Raw genomic sequence first — 15449 nt, 5'->3', positions numbered from 1 at the left:
GCGCTCAACCATCCGCGGCGCCGCCGGTCAAGCCGAAGCGTTCTGCGATCCAGCCATGCGCGTCGCGCCAGCAATCGATTCGGGCATGCGCATGCGGCGCGGGCGGCACCTGCGGCGCCAGGCTGGGCTCCGACACCATATGCAGCCGGTGGACCTGCGGCGCATGCTTGGCGACCGATTCGTGATGCACCGCCAGATCGTCGACGAACACCGTGACGCTGGGGTTGTACTCGGCGATCAGCCGCGCGACCGGCGTGCCCTTGCCGCCCTGGTTGGTTTCCACGCGATGCGCGATGCCGTGATCGGCAAGCTGGGCGATGCGGTCGTCGCGCAGCCCGTCCAACAGGTTGGTGAGCACGACGATATCGGCCGCCTGCGCCAGCGCGGCAAGCGATTCGCGCGCGTGCGGCACCAGCGTCTGCCGTCCCATCTCCGCCGGGAAGAAGCCGCCGAGCAGCGTCCACATATCGTCCGGCTGGACCAGGCTGCCGCAGGCGCGACGGCGCATCGAGCTGGCGAAATCGCCGCCGTTGGGGGTGAATTCGATATCGTGCGCCTCATCCAGCCAGGCGCCGAAATGGCGGACCATGTGCAGCAGCACTTCGTCGCAATCGGTGATCAGCAGCGGTCTCATAGCTTCTCCAGCGCCTCGCGCGCGGCGACGAGTTGGGGCGGCGCGACCTCCAGCGCAAGCGCGCAGGCGACCAGATCGGGCTCGTGCGCCTCCAGAAAGCCGATGGCGGCGGCCAGTAGCGCCGGATCGCCGGCCCGCGCGCGCAGCCCCGCCGCATCCAGCCCGGTCAGCGCCAGCAGCCGCTCCGCCCGCGCCGGATCGCCCAGCGTCCAGGCGAGCGCGCCCAGCGCCAGCGTGGCGGCATCCTCGGTGTTTGTCTGATGCGCCGTCATCGCCTAGAGCATCCGCGCGGTTTTCATCAGAGGTGCGCGTGGCAAATCGAGTGCTCGTTGTCGAGGACAACGAACTCAATCTCAAACTGTTTTGCGACCTGTTGCGCGCGCACGGCTTCGAGACCGAGCCGGTGAGCGACGGGCGCGAGGCGCTGGCCGCGGCGCACCGCTTCGCCCCGGACCTGGTGGTGACCGACATCCAGCTTCCGCACGTCAGCGGAGAGGCGCTGATTCGCCAGATGCGGGCCGATCCCGTGCTGGCGCGCACGCCGGTGATGGCGGTCACCGCCTATGCCGGGCATGAGGACGAGGAGCGCATCCGCGCCGCGGGCGCCAACGCCTATGTGTCGAAGCCGATCTCGCTCAGCCGCTTCATGGAAGAGGTGCGCGCGCTGGTGCCCTAGGTGTTTTTCGGTTTTCCCCGGCCCGCGCCGGCCCTCTCGCCCGCCCGGCCACGCAACTTCAGTATCTTTTTTGGGTGGCCGGGTGGGGGAGAGGGCCGGTGCCGCCATGAAAGGGCGGCGGCCGCGTTAACGGTTTGGCAACCCGAAAGGCGGAAGGAAGGCACGAGCCACGCGATCCGGGATTCTGCGTATGACGATCTCGTCCGAACGGCTCCGCCGCATGACGCACTATAGCTGGCACGTGCTTCGCGCATCGCGCGAGCGCGAGCTTTCGGCCCAGGCCCGCGATTCGACGACCGCGGTGCTGCACGGTGTGCTGGCGGAGCTGCATCTTGATGCCGCCGAAGGGATGGCGGAGGCGTGGCGCATGCTGGACGCGCAGATGGGCGCCGCCGTCGTAGAGGATCCGACGGACCGATTCGCGCCGCTGTTCAGGGCATTGTTCGAGCCGGATTCGCCCGAAGCGGTCCGCGCACTGCTGCCCCCGGCGCTTGAGGCCGGGGACGAATCGCTTACTTGATCTTCGCTTCCTTGAACTCGACGTGCTTGCGCGCGACGGGATCATACTTGCGGAAGGACAGCTTCTCGGTCTTGGTGCGCGGATTCTTCTTCGTGACGTAGAAGAAACCCGTGTCCGCCGAGCTGACGAGCTTGATCTTGACAGTGGTCGGCTTGGCCATGACCCTACCCTCGAAACGTAAATGGAAAAAGCGGCACGCCGGGGCGCGCCGCTAGCAGGCGCGGCGGATGCGCCAGCAGCGCGGAAAAGTCAAGGCGGGGGAAGTGTAAAGGATGGAAGCCCTGGTGCCCGCGTTCGTCGCGGCGCTCCTCACCCAGCTCGGCGAGCGCCCGGCGATGCTCGCGGCGATCCTGGCTGATCGCTATGGCCGCCCGTTCCTGGTCACGCTGGGGGCGGTGGCGGCGCATGCCGCGGGCAACCTGGTGGCCGTGCTGGGCGCGATGGCGGTGGCGCCGCTGCTCAACCCCGATGCGCGCATGCTGATGCTGGCGGTGGCGCTGGTGGTCGGCGGGCTGGGCGGAATCTGGCCGGCGAAGCCGCCCGCGCGGATGGAGAAATGGCGCGCGGGATCGCTGCTCACCGCCTTCCTGGGCGTGCTGGCGCTGGCGGCGGGAGACAGGACGCAGTTCCTGACCTTTGCCATCGCGGTGCGCGGCGAACCGTGGTTCGCGCTCGCCGGGGCGGTGGCGGGCACCTTCGCGGTCACCTTTGTCGCCGCCTATCTGGGCGAGCTGGGCTGGGGCCGTATCCCGCTCAGGATATTGCGCGCGGTGATGGCGCTGGCGATGCTGGTGGCGGGCGTGGTGACCGGCGCCGGGGCGTTCCACCTGCTTTAGATCCTGTGCCGCGCATCCGGGTGCGGCGCTTCGCTGCATCGCAAAAAGGCGGTGACGCGGCCGCCATGTTGGGCCATTGGGGCGCGCATGGACCAGATCAACCCGGCGCTCGCTTCGCAGAGCCACGGACGCGCGCCCATCGGGCTCGGCGAGTTCGTGGCCCTGTGCGCGGCGCTAATGGCGCTCACCGCGCTGGGCGTGGACGCGATGCTGCCCGCGCTGCCGGCGATCGGCGAATCGCTCAACGTCTCCTCCGCCAACCAGCGCCAATATGTGATCAGCGCCTATCTGATCGGCTTCGCCGTCTCGCACCTGATCTATGGGCCGCTGGCGGACCGTTACGGCCGGCGCCCGGTGCTGGCGATATCGCTGGCGGGCTATGTGATCACCAGCGCGATCGCCGCGGCTTCCTCCAGCTTCGTGCTGCTGCTGGTCGCACGTGCGACGATGGGCGCGGTGGCGGCGGGCGGCCGCGTGGTCACCGTGGCGATCGTGCGCGACCGCTATTCCGGCCGCGGCATGGCGCAGGTGATGAGCCTGATCTCGATGGTGTTCATGGCCGTGCCGATCGCGGCGCCCGCGTTCGGCCAGGCGGTGCTGCTGGTCGGCACCTGGCGGCTGATCTTCTGGGGCATGTCGGTGGCGGGGATTGCCGTTCTCGCCTGGTTCTGGCTGCGCCTGCCCGAGACGCTGGACCCCGGCGCGCGCCAGCCGCTGAGCCTGCGCCGTATTGCCGCCGATTACGCCACCGCCGCGCGCGATCGCTATGCGCTGGGCTATACGGTAGCGACGGCGGCGATGATGGGCGGCATGTTCGGCTTCATCAACTCGGTGCAGCAGATCGTCTATGACGTGTTCCATGCCGAACACCTGCTCATCCCCGTGTTCGCCAGCATCGCCGCGTCGATGGCGGTGGGATCGATGATCAATTCGCGGCTGGTGATGCGCGTGGGCATGCGCCGCATCTCGCACACCGCGCTCACGATCATGATCGTCGTGGCGGCGATCCACCTGGCGGTAGCCTGGATGGAATTGGAGACGCTGCTCAGCTTCGTCGTGCTGCAATCGCTGATGATGGTGAACTTCGGCCTGGTCGGGGCGAACTTCCAGTCGATGGCGATGGAGAAGATGGGGGCGATCGCGGGCACCGCGTCCAGCCTTCAGGGCTTCTTCACCACCTTCGTCGGCGCGTCGCTGGGCGCGGTGGTGGGGCAGATGTTCGACGGGACGACGGTGCCGCTCTACGCCGGGTTCTTCATCGCCGGCGTCTCCGCGCTGATCATCGCCGCGATCACCGAGCGCGGCCGGCTCTACCGCCCGAGCTGAGCCGCGCACGGCGGTAGTGGAAGGCGCCGCCGCGCCTCTGCTAAGCTCCGGGCATGGCGCGCTTCACCACCAGGATCACCGCCGGCCCGGACGACATCGACGAGCTGGGCCACGTCAACAACGTGGTGTGGGTCCGCTGGATCCAGGACATCGCCGTCGCGCATTGGAACGCGGTGGCGCCCCAGGCGCACAAGGACTCCTATGTCTGGGTCGTGACGCGGCACGAGATCGATTACCGCGGCAACGTCGTCGCCGGGGACACGGTGACGGCGGAGACCTGGATTCCGGAGCCGCCGCGCGGCGCCCGCTTCGATCGCTGCGTGCGCTTCGTGGGCGCCGACGGCAAGCCGAAGGTGGAGGCACGATCGACCTGGGCGATCATCGATCGCGCCAGCGGCCGGCTGGTGCGCGTGCCCGCCGAGGTGGCGGCGCCCTTCGCCGAATGGGACGGATGAGGCGCCCGCGCCGACGCGGAAACAATCGTGAAACATGCTCCACGGTGAAGGCGCGGGATCAGCCGCTGTTGCGCAGCGCCGTCGCCACCGCGTTGATCGAGAGCAGGATGCCCTCGCGGATGCGCTCGTCGGTCTCCCCCGCGCGATGGCGCTTCATCAGCTCGATCTGCAGCAGATTGAGCGGCTCGATATAGGGAAGCCGCAGCCGGATCGACATGTCGAGCGCGGGGTGCTTTTCCAGCAGGCGCGTCTGCCGCGTCGCCTGGAGCAGGCAGTCGTGCGTCGCCTGCCACCCGTCGCGGATGCGGCCGAACACATGGTCGCGCAGCGCCGCGTCCTCCACCAGCGCGGCATAGCGCGCGGCGATGCCCATGTCGGACTTGGCGAGCACCTGCTCCATATTGTCCAGCATCGCCTGGAAGAAGGGCCAGGCGGCCGCCATCTCGCGCAGCAGCCCCTTGTCCTCGAACGCGGACATGGCGGCGCCCACGCCATACCAGCCCGGCAGCATCGCGCGCGACTGCGCCCAACTGAACACCCAGGGGATGGCGCGCAGATCCTCGATCGCGTCCGATTTCTTGCGGCTGGCGGGGCGCGATCCGATCTTCAGGCCCGATATCTCGGCGATCGGCGTCATCTGTCGGAAGAAGGTCCGGAAGCCCTCGGTCTCGTAGACCAGGCCGCGATAGGCGCGGAACGCGCTGGCCGACAGCGTGTCCATCGCCGCGGCGAATCGCGCGGCGTCGGCGGGCGCCAGCGGCTCCGCCTCCAGGCTGGCGATCAGCGTGGCGGACGCCACCGCCTCCAGGTTCGCCGCCGCGCTCTCGCGTGTGCCGTATTTGGCGGCGATCACCTCGCCCTGTTCGGTGATGCGGATGCGGCCCTGCACGGTGCCGCGCGGCTGGGCCAGGATCGCCGCGAACGAGGAGCCGCCGCCGCGCCCCACCGATCCGCCGCGCCCGTGGAAGAGCTGCATGCGGACGCCGGCCCTGGCGAACACCGGCGCCAGCGCGGTCGACCCCCGGCTGAGCTGCCAGGTGGAGGTCAGATAGCCGCCGTCCTTGTTCGAGTCGGAATAGCCGATCATCACTTCCTGATGGCCGCGCCCGGCGGAGATCGCCGCCACTTCGGGCAGCGCCAGCCAGGCCTCGATGATCGCAGGCGCGCTCTCCAGGTCGCCGATCGTCTCGAACAGCGGCACGGCCATCACATGCGCCTGCGGATTTTCGCCGGGGATATAGAGCCCGGCCTCCTTCAGCAGCACATGGACCTCGAGCAGGTCCGACACCGATTGCGACATCGATACGATGTAGTTGGTGATGCACTGGCGCCCGTAGCGCGCGTGCGCCTCCGCCGCGGCATGGGCGATGGCCAGCTCGGACGCCGTCTCCTCCGAATAATCGGCATAGGGGCTGGTGAGCGGGCGCGGGCTCGCCAGCTCGCGGCGGAGCAGCGCGACGCGATCCTCCTCGGCCAGCGCGGCATAATCGCCGCAGACGCCCGCGGCCTTCAGCAGCTCGGCCACGACGCGCTCATGGACCGCGCTGTTCTGGCGCAGGTCGAGCGTGGCCAGGTGGAAGCCGAAGGTCTCCACCGCGCGGATCAGCCGGCCCAGCGCGCCGCCGCTCGCCAGCATCCCGCCGCCCTGGTGGCTCAGCGCGCGGGCGACCGCCGCCAGCTCCTCGCGCAGCTCGCCGGGTTCGGCATAGGGCTTGCCCGCGATGGGCGCGGGGCGCGGCGCAGGCTTGCCCGCAAGCTCCTGGTGCGTCGCGCAGAGGCGCGCGTAGATGCCCGAAAGCGCGCGGCGATAGGGCTCGTCCGCCCGGCTGCGGCCGGTATCGTGGCTCGCCTCGGCGAGCCGCAGCACGGCCTCGTCCACGGCGGCATGCTCGGTCGAGATCGAAAGCTCCGCACCCAGCGCGTGGACCGCCTCCAGATAATAGACCAGCACGGTTTCCGCCGATCGTGCCAGCGCCAGCCGCAGCGAATCGGCGGTGACGAAGGGGTTGCCGTCGCGATCGCCGCCGATCCAGCTTCCCGGGCGCAGGAAGCTGGGCGTGCGCGATCCCAGCGCGCGATCCCAGCGCGCGTAGAGCCGGGGCAGCACGGGCAGGAAGACGTCGCGGAAATAGGAAAGGGCGGTCTCCACCTCGTCCGCTACGCCCAGCCGCTCGCGGCGCAGCACCCGCGTCTGCCACAGCAGCGCGATCTGGCGCTGGATCGCCTCTTCCACGCGATCGCCGTCCTCGGTCTCGGCGGCGTTGGCGTCGCGCAGCGCCATCAGGTCGGCGATGCGGTTCTTGTGGTCGATCATGCTCTTGCGCCGCACCTCGGTGGGGTGCGCGGTGAGCACGGGGGCGATCAGCGCCTGCGACAGCAGCTCCGCCACCGCTTCGCGGCCGATGCCCTCGGCCTGGAGCCGGGCGAGCGCGGCCGCGACATCGGTGCCGTCGCCGGCCAGCGCCGCCTGCCGGTCCTCGGCCAGGTTGGCGAGCATCGAGAAGAGCATGAAGCCGCGCACGAAATCGATCGTCTCGTCCAGCGTCAGCCGGTCCAGCCCCGGATCGATGGCGTCCGCCCCGGCCACGCCGCGCGCGCGATCCACCGATGTGGCGCGGATATATTCGATCCGCTTGAACAGCGCTTCGCCGCCATAGGCGCGGATCACGTCGCCCAGCAGCTTGCCCAGGAAACGGATATCGGGGTTGTTCGCGATCGGCGGCTTGCCCATGGTGCTTTGCTGCACCGCAATATCGTTACGGTCAACGGCCGATTGCGGCGCGGGGCTGCGCATTTTCGAATCGCGATGCATCGGCAAGGAAACGCGCGGGGCATGCGAAGGCTGCGCGGGCCTGTGGCCCGGCCCCGCGCCTCAGCCGCCGTTGGTGATGGCGGCCACGTCCGGCGCGCGGGGCGGCTCGTTCTCGATCACGGTCATCGGCGCGGAGCGGACGAAGCCGGGGCCAAACGAATCGGGCAGCACGATCATCGTCGTTCCGGGCCGCACCACGCTGGCCAGCGCCTGGCGGAAGGGATCGGTGCCCTGCTGCGAGGTGCTGACGGCGGGCATCACCCCGGCCGGCGGCGCGGACTGGCCGGGCAGCGCCACCCGGCCCCAGCGATACTCGCCGCCGTCGATGCTCTGGAGAACATAGGCCTGGAGGCTGTCGACCTCCCCGTCGAAGGCCACGGGGGCCGATCCGATCTCGATCCCGTTGCGCAGCACCACCATTCGCCGGTCCGGCGCGCTGACCACGATCGACACGGGGCCGCTGGGCGAAAGCTCCGGCCGCCACACGGTGGGCATCACCGTGGTGGCGCGCGCGCCGGGCGAGCGCAACAGCGCCGGGCCGGGCGCGACGCGCGGCAGCGCGGGCTGGTTCACCACCACCACCGTCATCCCCAGCGCGGTTTCGGAGAACAGCAGCTTGGCGAATTCGTGTGGCAGCCGGACGCAGCCGTGCGACGCCGGATAGCCGGGCAGGTTGCCGCCGTGGAGCGCGATGCCGCCCCAGGTCAGCCGCTGCATGAAGGGCATCGGCGCGCGGTTGTAGATGCTGGAGTAATGCTCCTCGCGCTTCTGGAGGATGGTGAAGATGCCCGTCGGCGTACGGTGGCCCGCGCGCCCGGTGGATACGGTGGAGACCGCGATCGGGATGCCGTTGCGATAGGCGATCAGCCGCTGGGTGGCGATGTTCACCACCACCAGCATCGGCCCCTGGGGCGCGAGCTGGGGCGCCCAGATATACTGGCCGGGCCGCAGCCGTTCGACCGCGGCGACCACCGATCCGCTGTCGATCGGCTGCATCTGCGCGATCACGCCGGGGGTGAAGGTGAGCGCCGCGAGAATCCCTGCCGCAATCAATCGCCCGCGCACCAGCCGCATCGCCACGACCTCCTGTCGTTAACCATGTTCGGGCCGCCATAGCATATCGGACCGGATTCGTAACGGCAGAACGCGGAATTCCACCGCCCTGGCGCGGCGGCAGGGAATATCGTTATACGATTTGCATGCGCAAGCGATCCGCGCTAAGGCCGCCGCGTCCTTTCGGGGAGTAGCCAGCCGGCCCGGTGGCCGGATGCCCGCGTCAACATACTTGGCGGAGACGCCATGGCGCGGCAGGGGCGGAAAATCCGCCCCAGGCGAGACCGATGGCATCGGCTTTCCGTCCGGGGCGGGCGGGAAAGGCGGTGCTGTCGCGTGTCCGCCGCCCGCCCCCGGAGAATCGCCTTGGAAGCCCTGTTATCCTCCTTCACCATCGTCGCGCTGGCCGAGATCGGCGACAAGACACAGTTGCTGGCGATCCTGCTCGCCACCCGTTTCCGCCGCCCGGTGCCGATCATCCTGGGCATATTGGCCGCGACGCTGGCGAACCACGCGCTTGCCGCGCTGCTGGGATCGGTGGCGGCGGACCTGGTTTCGGGCCGCTGGTTCCAGATCGCGGTCGGCGTGGGCTTTATCGTGATGGGCCTGTGGACGCTGATCCCCGACAAGCTGGACGAGGATGACGGGCCCAGGCCTTCGCGCTTCGGCCCGTTCGTGGCGACCACCATCGCCTTCTTCCTGGTCGAGATGGGCGACAAGACCCAGGTGGCCACGATCGCGCTCGGCGCGCGTTTCCACGACGTGCTGGCGGTGACCGCGGGCACCACGCTGGGCATGATGGCGGCGAACGTGCCGGCCGTGCTGCTGGGCCACAAGGTGATCGAGCGCGTGCCGATGGCGCTGGTCCACCGGATCGCGGCGCTGCTGTTCCTGGCGATGGGCGGATGGACGCTGTGGGAGGCGTGGGGCTGACGCACCGCCCTCCCCGGAAGCCCGCGCGGCTCCGGGGAGGGGTGCCTCACACGTCGAGGTTGGCGACGCTCAGCGCGTTTTCCTGGATGAACTCGCGGCGCGGCTCGACGACGTCGCCCATCAGGCGCGTGAAGATCTCGTCGGCGACATCGGCCTGGTCCACCGCCACCTTGAGCATCGAGCGGTTCTGCGGATCGAGCGTGGTTTCCCAGAGCTGCTCGGCGTTCATCTCGCCAAGGCCCTTGTAGCGCTGGATCTTCAGGCCCTTGCGCCCGGTGGCGAGCACCGCGTCGAGCAGTTGCGAGGGGCGTGCGATCAGCCATTCGCCCTTGCCCGTCCGGGGCGCGGACGCGGCGGCGCCCTCATCCTCGCCGTCGTCGGCCGGGGTGTCTTCCACCTGCGCGGCGGCGCCGGAAGCGGCGAGCTTGGCGAGGGTGGCGTAGCTTTCGGCCTGTTCCTGCGCCAGCACGTGGAGCTTGCGGCTTTCGGCGGAGACGAGGAACGCGGCCTCGATGACGTGATGGTCGGTCACGCCGCGCCACAGCCGTTCGAAATGGAAGCCGCCCTCGCCGGTCATCTGCGCGGTCCAGCGGGCGTCCTCGTCGGTCATTTCGAGGCGCTTCGTCACCGCGGACAGGCAGTCTGCGCGCTGCTCGCGGCCCGCCTCGGGATCGAGCGCGCCGGCCAGGGCCAGCGCTTCGATGATCGCGGCATCATAGCGGCGCGGCACATAGCGCATCAGCGTGCGCATGCGCCGGGCATGTTCGACCAGGCTGGCCAGATCGTCGCCCGAACGCGCGCCCTGCGCGGTTTCGAGCCGCGTGCCGGAAACGCCGCCTTCGACCAGATACTGGTCGAGCGCGGCATCGTCCTTCAGATACACTTCGGACCGGCCCTTCGCCGCTTTGTAGAGCGGCGGCTGGGCGATGTAGAGATATCCGCCCGCGATGATCTCCGGCATCTGGCGATAGAAGAAGGTGAGCAGCAGCGTGCGGATGTGCGCGCCGTCCACGTCGGCGTCCGTCATGATGACGATCTTGTGGTAGCGCAGCTTGGCGATGTTGAAATCGTCGCGGCCGATGCCGGTGCCCATCGCCTGGATCAGCGTGCCGATCTCCTTGGACGAGAGCATGCGATCGAAGCGCGCGCGCTCCACGTTCAGGATCTTGCCGCGCAACGGCAGGATCGCCTGGTAATGCCGGTCGCGGCCCTGCTTGGCGGATCCGCCCGCCGAATCGCCCTCCACCAGGAACAGCTCGGACTTGGCGGGATCGCGCTCCTGGCAGTCGGCCAGCTTGCCGGGCAGGCTGGCGATATCCATCACGCCCTTGCGCCGGGTAAGCTCGCGCGCCTTGCGCGCCGCTTCGCGCGCGGCGGCGGCGTCGATCACCTTCTGGACGATCGCGCGGGCGTGGGCCGGATTTTCCTCCAGCCATTCGGCCAGCTTGTCCGCCATCAGGCTTTCCAGCGGCTGGCGCACCTCGGAGCTGACCAGCTTGTCCTTGGTCTGCGAGCTGAACTTGGGATCGGGCAGCTTCACCGATACGATCGCGGTCAGCCCCTCGCGCATGTCGTCGCCGGTAAGGCTGACCTTCTCCTTCTTCAGCGCGCCCGACTTGTCGGCATAGTTGTTGAGCGTGCGCGTCAACGCCGCGCGGAACGCCGCCAGATGGGTGCCGCCGTCGCGCTGGGGGATGTTGTTGGTGAAGCAGAGGACGTTTTCGTAATAGCTGTCGTTCCACTCCAGCGCGACGTCGATGGTCACGTCGTCGCGGGTGCCGTTGATCGCGACCGGATCGGGCATCAGCGGCTGCTTGTTGCGATCCAGCCACTTCACAAAGGCCGCGATGCCGCCCTCGTAGAACAGCTCGACCTCCTTCGCCTCCTCGTGCCGCGCGTCCTTCAGCACCAGGCGCACGCCCGAATTCAGGAACGCCAGCTCGCGATAGCGGTGCTCTAGCTTGTCGAAGTCATATTCGGTGATCTTGAAGGTCGCCGGGCTGGCGAGGAAGGTGACGCGCGTGCCCTTCTTGGTGCCGCCGCCGGGCAGCGCCGGGGCGGGGCCGGTGGCGCGCAACGGCGCCTCCGCATCGCCGTGGCGGAAGCGCATGTAATGCTCCTCGCCGTCGCGCCAGATGTGCAGATCGAGCCATTCGGACAGCGCGTTGACCACCGATACGCCCACGCCGTGCAGGCCGCCCGAAACCTTGTAGGCGTTGCCGTCCGACGTGTTCTCGAACTTACCGCCGGCGTGGAGCTGGGTCATGATGACCTCGGCGGCGGAGACGCCCTCCTCGGCATGGATGCCGGTGGGGATGCCGCGCCCGTTGTCCTCGACCGACACCGAGCCGTCCGGGTTGAGCGTGATCAGGATGCGGTCGCAATGGCCGGCCAGCGCCTCGTCGATGGCGTTGTCCGACACCTCGAACACCATGTGGTGCAGGCCCGATCCGTCGTCGGTGTCGCCGATGTACATGCCGGGCCGCTTGCGCACCGCGTCCAGGCCCTTGAGGACCTTGATCGAATCGGCGCCATAGTCGGAGGTATTGGGAGTGTTTTCGTCTTCGCTTGCCATGCCGAGCATATAGGGACTGGGGCAGGCGAACGAAAGCGAAATGGGCGGCCCCGGGAGGGGCGGTTTTGCGGAGCCGCCCGCCGCGTGCTATGCCGGGCCGATGCCGAACGATCGTTTCCAGCAACCGGGATATCCGGTGCCCGTTGCGCATGCGCAGCGGCGGCTGTTCGGCATTTCGGCGCTGGTCGCGCTGGCGGTTGCGCTGCTCTGCGCGCTGCTGCCGGCCGGGTTGCCCTCCAGCACGCGGATCGGATCGGCGTTCAGCCCCGCGACCGTGCAGGAAACCACCAGCGCGCCTTCCAAGCGGCTGGCCGCCAAGCGCGGGATCGAGGAGGATGAGGGCAGGGCCGCCAAGCGCGCCCGGCCCTCCGCCGCGCCGGAACTGATCGCGGCGGCCGTCCCGGCGCTGCGCGCGCCTTCCGCGCCGGGCGCCGCCGCGCCCGTGCCGCTTCCGTTCAAGGGTCTGGCAACCGCCGCGCTTCGCGGCCTGCCGCTGCCGCGCGAGCCGCCCGCGGCCTGATTCCGCCGGGCACGCCCATCGGCGGGCGCCCGATACTTCCCCCTCTGTCCATGCCGGCACGGACCGCCGTGCTCCTTCGCGGGGGCCGCGATGCCGGACACCGGAAGGAGGTTTCCCATGCAGACCGACCCGAACGAGGCGCGGCCCCCCTGGTGGTTCGTGACCGCGATCTGGGCGGGAATAGCCGGGACGGCAGCCGCGATGGCCGCGGCGATCGGACTGGCTTCGCAATAAGCCCAGGACTGCCCGGTCCTTTCCCGCCAGGCAGTCCGCGCGATCCGGCCCTCATTCTCCCCTTTTTGCGGGCCGGATCGCGCACCCATCCCGACAACATCCAGAGGACAAGCGAAACGCCGGATGCCCCATCACACGCCCCTTATTGCCACTATCGTCGCCGGACTGGTGATCGCCTTTCTGTTCGGCGCGCTTGCCCATCGGCTGCGCGTATCGCCGATCGCGGGCTATCTGCTCGCCGGTATCGCCGTCGGCCCCTTCACCCCCGGCTTCGTCGCCGACGCCAGCCTGGCCGCCGAACTGGCCGAGATCGGCGTGATCCTGCTGATGTTCGGGGTCGGGCTCCACTTCTCGCTCCGCGACCTGCTGGCGGTGCGCCGGATTGCCATACCCGGCGCGATCGCGCAGATCGGGGTCGCCACGCTGATGGGCACGGGGCTGGCGCTTGCGCTGGGCTGGGGCCTGGGCGCGGGGCTGGTGTTCGGCCTGGCGCTGTCGGTGGCGAGCACGGTGGTGCTGCTGCGCGCGCTGCAGGGGCATGACCTGGTGGAGACCGAACGCGGGCGCATCGCCGTCGGCTGGCTGATCGTCGAGGATCTCGCGATGGTGCTGGCGCTCGTGCTGCTGCCGGCGATGGCGGGGGCCGGATCGTCGGGCGGCGCCGATGCCGGCACGCTGCTCGCGTCGCTGGCGGGCACGCTGCTGATGGTCGCGGGCTTCGTGGTGCTGATGCTGGTGGTCGGCCGCCGCCTGATCCCCTGGGCGCTGCACTGGGTGGTGCAGACCGGATCGCGCGAGCTGTTCCGCCTGGCCGTGCTGGCGATCGCGCTGGGCGTGGCGTTCGGCGCCGCCTTTGTCTTCCACGTCTCGTTCGCGCTGGGCGCCTTCTTCGCGGGCATGATCCTGGGCGAGACGCCGCTCAGCCGCCGCGCGACCGAAGAGACGCTGCCGCTGCGCGACGCCTTCGCGGTGCTGTTCTTCGTTTCGGTGGGGATGTTGTTCGATCCGCGCGTGCTGGTGGATCAGCCGCTGGCGCTGCTCGCCACGGTCGCGATCATCCTGGTCGGCAAGTCGCTGGCGGCCTATGCGATCGTCCGCGCCTTCCGCCATCCCGCGGGAACGGCGCTGACGGTGGCGGCCAGCCTGGCGCAGATCGGCGAATTCTCGTTCATCCTCGCCTCGCTCGGCGCCGCGCTGGGACTGCTGCCGGAGGCGGGGCGCGACCTGATCCTGGCGGGCGCGCTGATCTCCATCCTGCTCAATCCCTTCATTTTCGCCATGGCCGAGCGCCGCCGGACTCCGCAGGGCGTGGAGGACGCGCCGGAGCGGCAACCGGAAGCGCGCCGGCCGGGGCATGTCGTGCTGGTAGGCTATGGCCGGGTCGGCCGGCTGGTCGCGGAGGGGCTGCGCGGCCGCAAGGGCGGCATGGTGGTGATCGAGGACCGGCCGGAGATCGCGCGCATGGCCGATGCGGACGGGCTGGATGTGATCGCCGGCAACGCGGTGGAGACGCGGACGCTGGAGCGCGCCGGGATTGCGCGCGCCGCCAAGCTGCTGATCGCCATTCCCGAAGGCTTTGAGGCGGGGGCGGTTTGCGAGCGGGCACGCGCGCTCAACCCGGCGGTGCGGGTGATCGCCCGCGCGCATTCGGATGCCGAGGTGGCGCATCTGGAGGAACGCGGCGCCGCGCATGTGGTGATGGGCGAACGCGAGATCGCCACACGCATCCTGGCGCTGTGCGCGCTGCGCCGGGACCCGCATTAGGCGGGGGCTACTAACCCGTCTGCCACGCCGAACCAGCGCGTGCCGGGCGGCAGCCCGTCGAACAGCGCGGGTTCGGTGCCCGTCATCCACACCTGGCCGCGCCCCTCCAGCCGCGCGAACAGCGCCTGCCGCCGCCCGGGATCGAGGTGCGCGGCGACCTCGTCGAGCAGCAGCACGGGCGGGCTGCCGGTGCGATCGGCCACCAGATCGGCGTGCGCCAGCACGATGCCCAGCAGCAGCGCCTTCTGCTCACCGGTGGAGCAGCGGTGCGCCGCCTGCGCCTTGGCCAGATGGGTGACGATCAGGTCGTCGCGGTGCGGCCCGGCCAGCGTGCGGCCCGCGGCGGCATCGCGGCGGCGCCCGGCGGCAAGCTCCGCCGCCAGTGCGTCCGCCTCGCCGCTCCAGCCCTCGAGCGCCAGCCCGGCGCGCGCGAACGGCCCCTCGGGCGCATCGGCCAGCCGCTCCGCCAGCGCCGTCACCGCCGCGCCGCGCGCCTCGGCGATCGCCGCGCCATGCTCCGCCATGCGCGCCTCCAGCGCGGTCAGCCATGCGGGATCGGGCGCATCCTCCCCGGCCAGCAGACGGTTGCGCTGGCGCATCGCCGCCTCATAGCGCGCGGCGTGATGGGCATGGCCGGGCGCCAGCGCCAGTGTCAGCCGGTCCAGGAAGCGGCGGCGCTCGCCCGCGCCTTCCAGGAACAGCCGGTCCATCGCCGGGGTGAGCCACAGGACGGTGAGCCATTCGGCCAGCGATGCGGCCGCCGCCGTGGCGCCGTTGACGCGGACGAGGCGGCGTTCGGGCGCGTCGGCGCGGGTGCCCGTGCCGATCTCGGCGTCTCCGCCCGGTCCGGCCAGCGTCGCCGCCACGCCGAAGCCGCCGCTGCCGCCCTGCCGCGCGATCTCCGCCAGCGGCGCGCGGCGCAGCCCGCGGCCGGGCGCGAGCAGCGACACGGCCTCCAGCACGTTCGTCTTCCCCGCGCCATTCTCCCCGGTCAGCACCACGAAGCCGGGGCCGGGCGACAGCACGGCATCGGCATGGTTGCGGAAATCGGTCAGCACGAGGCGCGAGAGGGCCATGCGCCTCCCTAGCGCGCCCTCTTGCCTGCGCCCAC

At 70.1% G+C, this 15449-nt stretch carries 15 protein-coding genes; 8 read left to right on the top strand and 7 right to left on the bottom strand.

Annotated elements, in window-relative coordinates:
• Positions 1-4: 4 nt before the first annotated feature.
• Complete coding sequence (locus tag OM513_RS04135; protein ID WP_264942851.1) at positions 5-634, bottom strand: HAD family hydrolase; 630 nt, start codon at positions 632-634, stop codon at positions 5-7.
• A complete protein-coding gene (locus OM513_RS04130) occupies positions 631-906 on the bottom strand; it encodes a DUF3572 domain-containing protein (protein WP_264942850.1) in 276 nt (91 codons plus the stop codon). Before OM513_RS04130 ends, OM513_RS04135 begins: the two co-directional genes overlap by 4 nt.
• A 38-nt stretch (positions 907-944) precedes the next feature.
• Here OM513_RS04130 and OM513_RS04125 point away from each other — a divergent pair, with 38 nt between their 5' ends.
• Both OM513_RS04125 and OM513_RS04120 read left to right on the top strand, forming a co-directional pair.
• Positions 945-1310 carry a response regulator gene (locus OM513_RS04125; RefSeq protein ID WP_264942849.1) on the top strand — a complete coding sequence of 122 codons (366 nt, stop codon included), beginning with the start codon at positions 945-947 and terminating at the stop codon, positions 1308-1310.
• 190 nt (positions 1311-1500) lie between these two features.
• Positions 1501-1830, top strand: coding sequence for a hypothetical protein (locus OM513_RS04120; protein ID WP_264942848.1), 330 nt, complete (start codon positions 1501-1503; stop codon positions 1828-1830).
• Here OM513_RS04120 and rpmG read toward each other — a convergent pair.
• The gene (rpmG, locus tag OM513_RS04115) at positions 1823-1990 is read right to left on the bottom strand and encodes a 50S ribosomal protein L33 (protein ID WP_095997823.1); all 168 of its coding nucleotides are present in this window, start codon (positions 1988-1990) and stop codon (positions 1823-1825) included. The genes OM513_RS04120 and rpmG overlap by 8 nt on opposite strands.
• Positions 1991-2102: 112 nt before the next feature.
• Between rpmG and OM513_RS04110 the strand changes: the two genes are divergently transcribed.
• The 3 genes from OM513_RS04110 to OM513_RS04100 all read left to right on the top strand — a co-directional run bounded on the left by OM513_RS04110 (position 2103) and on the right by OM513_RS04100 (position 4447).
• The gene (locus OM513_RS04110; protein WP_264942847.1) at positions 2103-2666 is read left to right on the top strand and encodes a TMEM165/GDT1 family protein; all 564 of its coding nucleotides are present in this window, start codon (positions 2103-2105) and stop codon (positions 2664-2666) included.
• An 87-nt stretch (positions 2667-2753) separates the two neighbouring features.
• Positions 2754-3992 (top strand): multidrug effflux MFS transporter, encoded by a 1239-nt coding sequence (locus OM513_RS04105; protein ID WP_264942846.1) that lies wholly within the window; start codon positions 2754-2756, stop codon positions 3990-3992.
• A 53-nt stretch (positions 3993-4045) separates the two neighbouring features.
• Positions 4046-4447, top strand: a complete 402-nt coding sequence (locus OM513_RS04100) for an acyl-CoA thioesterase (protein WP_264942845.1) — start codon at positions 4046-4048, stop codon at positions 4445-4447.
• Between the two features lie 58 nt (positions 4448-4505).
• On the opposite strand, the gene ppc is transcribed toward OM513_RS04100, so the two are convergent.
• Entirely contained in the window at positions 4506-7178 is a 2673-nt protein-coding gene (gene ppc / locus OM513_RS04095) for a phosphoenolpyruvate carboxylase (protein WP_264942844.1), read from the bottom strand.
• 141 nt (positions 7179-7319) lie between these two features.
• Positions 7320-8333, bottom strand: a complete 1014-nt coding sequence (locus tag OM513_RS04090; protein WP_264943041.1) for a L,D-transpeptidase family protein — start codon at positions 8331-8333, stop codon at positions 7320-7322.
• A gap of 345 nt (positions 8334-8678) precedes the next feature.
• Between OM513_RS04090 and OM513_RS04085 the strand changes: the two genes are divergently transcribed.
• Positions 8679-9245 (top strand): TMEM165/GDT1 family protein, encoded by a 567-nt coding sequence (locus tag OM513_RS04085; RefSeq protein ID WP_264942843.1) that lies wholly within the window; start codon positions 8679-8681, stop codon positions 9243-9245.
• A gap of 46 nt (positions 9246-9291) precedes the next feature.
• Here OM513_RS04085 and gyrB read toward each other — a convergent pair whose 3' ends face one another.
• Positions 9292-11829, bottom strand: coding sequence for a DNA topoisomerase (ATP-hydrolyzing) subunit B (gene gyrB, locus OM513_RS04080; protein WP_264942842.1), 2538 nt, complete (start codon positions 11827-11829; stop codon positions 9292-9294).
• Positions 11830-11920: 91 nt separating this feature from the next.
• On the opposite strand from gyrB, the gene OM513_RS04075 reads away from it, so the two are divergent.
• Together OM513_RS04075 and ybaL are read left to right on the top strand one after the other, a co-directional pair.
• Entirely contained in the window at positions 11921-12340 is a 420-nt protein-coding gene (locus OM513_RS04075; protein ID WP_264942841.1) for a hypothetical protein, read from the top strand.
• A gap of 357 nt (positions 12341-12697) precedes the next feature.
• Complete coding sequence (gene ybaL, locus OM513_RS04070) at positions 12698-14338, top strand: YbaL family putative K(+) efflux transporter (RefSeq protein ID WP_264942840.1); 1641 nt, start codon at positions 12698-12700, stop codon at positions 14336-14338.
• Here ybaL and recF read toward each other — a convergent pair.
• Entirely contained in the window at positions 14335-15414 is a 1080-nt protein-coding gene (gene recF / locus OM513_RS04065; protein WP_264942839.1) for a DNA replication/repair protein RecF, read from the bottom strand. The two genes, ybaL and recF, sit on opposite strands and share 4 nt — an antisense overlap.
• Positions 15415-15449: the final 35 nt, after the last annotated feature.

Origin of the sequence: Sphingomonas canadensis, assembly GCF_026013525.1 — a bacterium.
Lineage (GTDB): Bacteria > Pseudomonadota > Alphaproteobacteria > Sphingomonadales > Sphingomonadaceae > Sphingomonas > Sphingomonas canadensis.
This window is presented reverse-complemented; position numbering and strand designations above follow the sequence as displayed.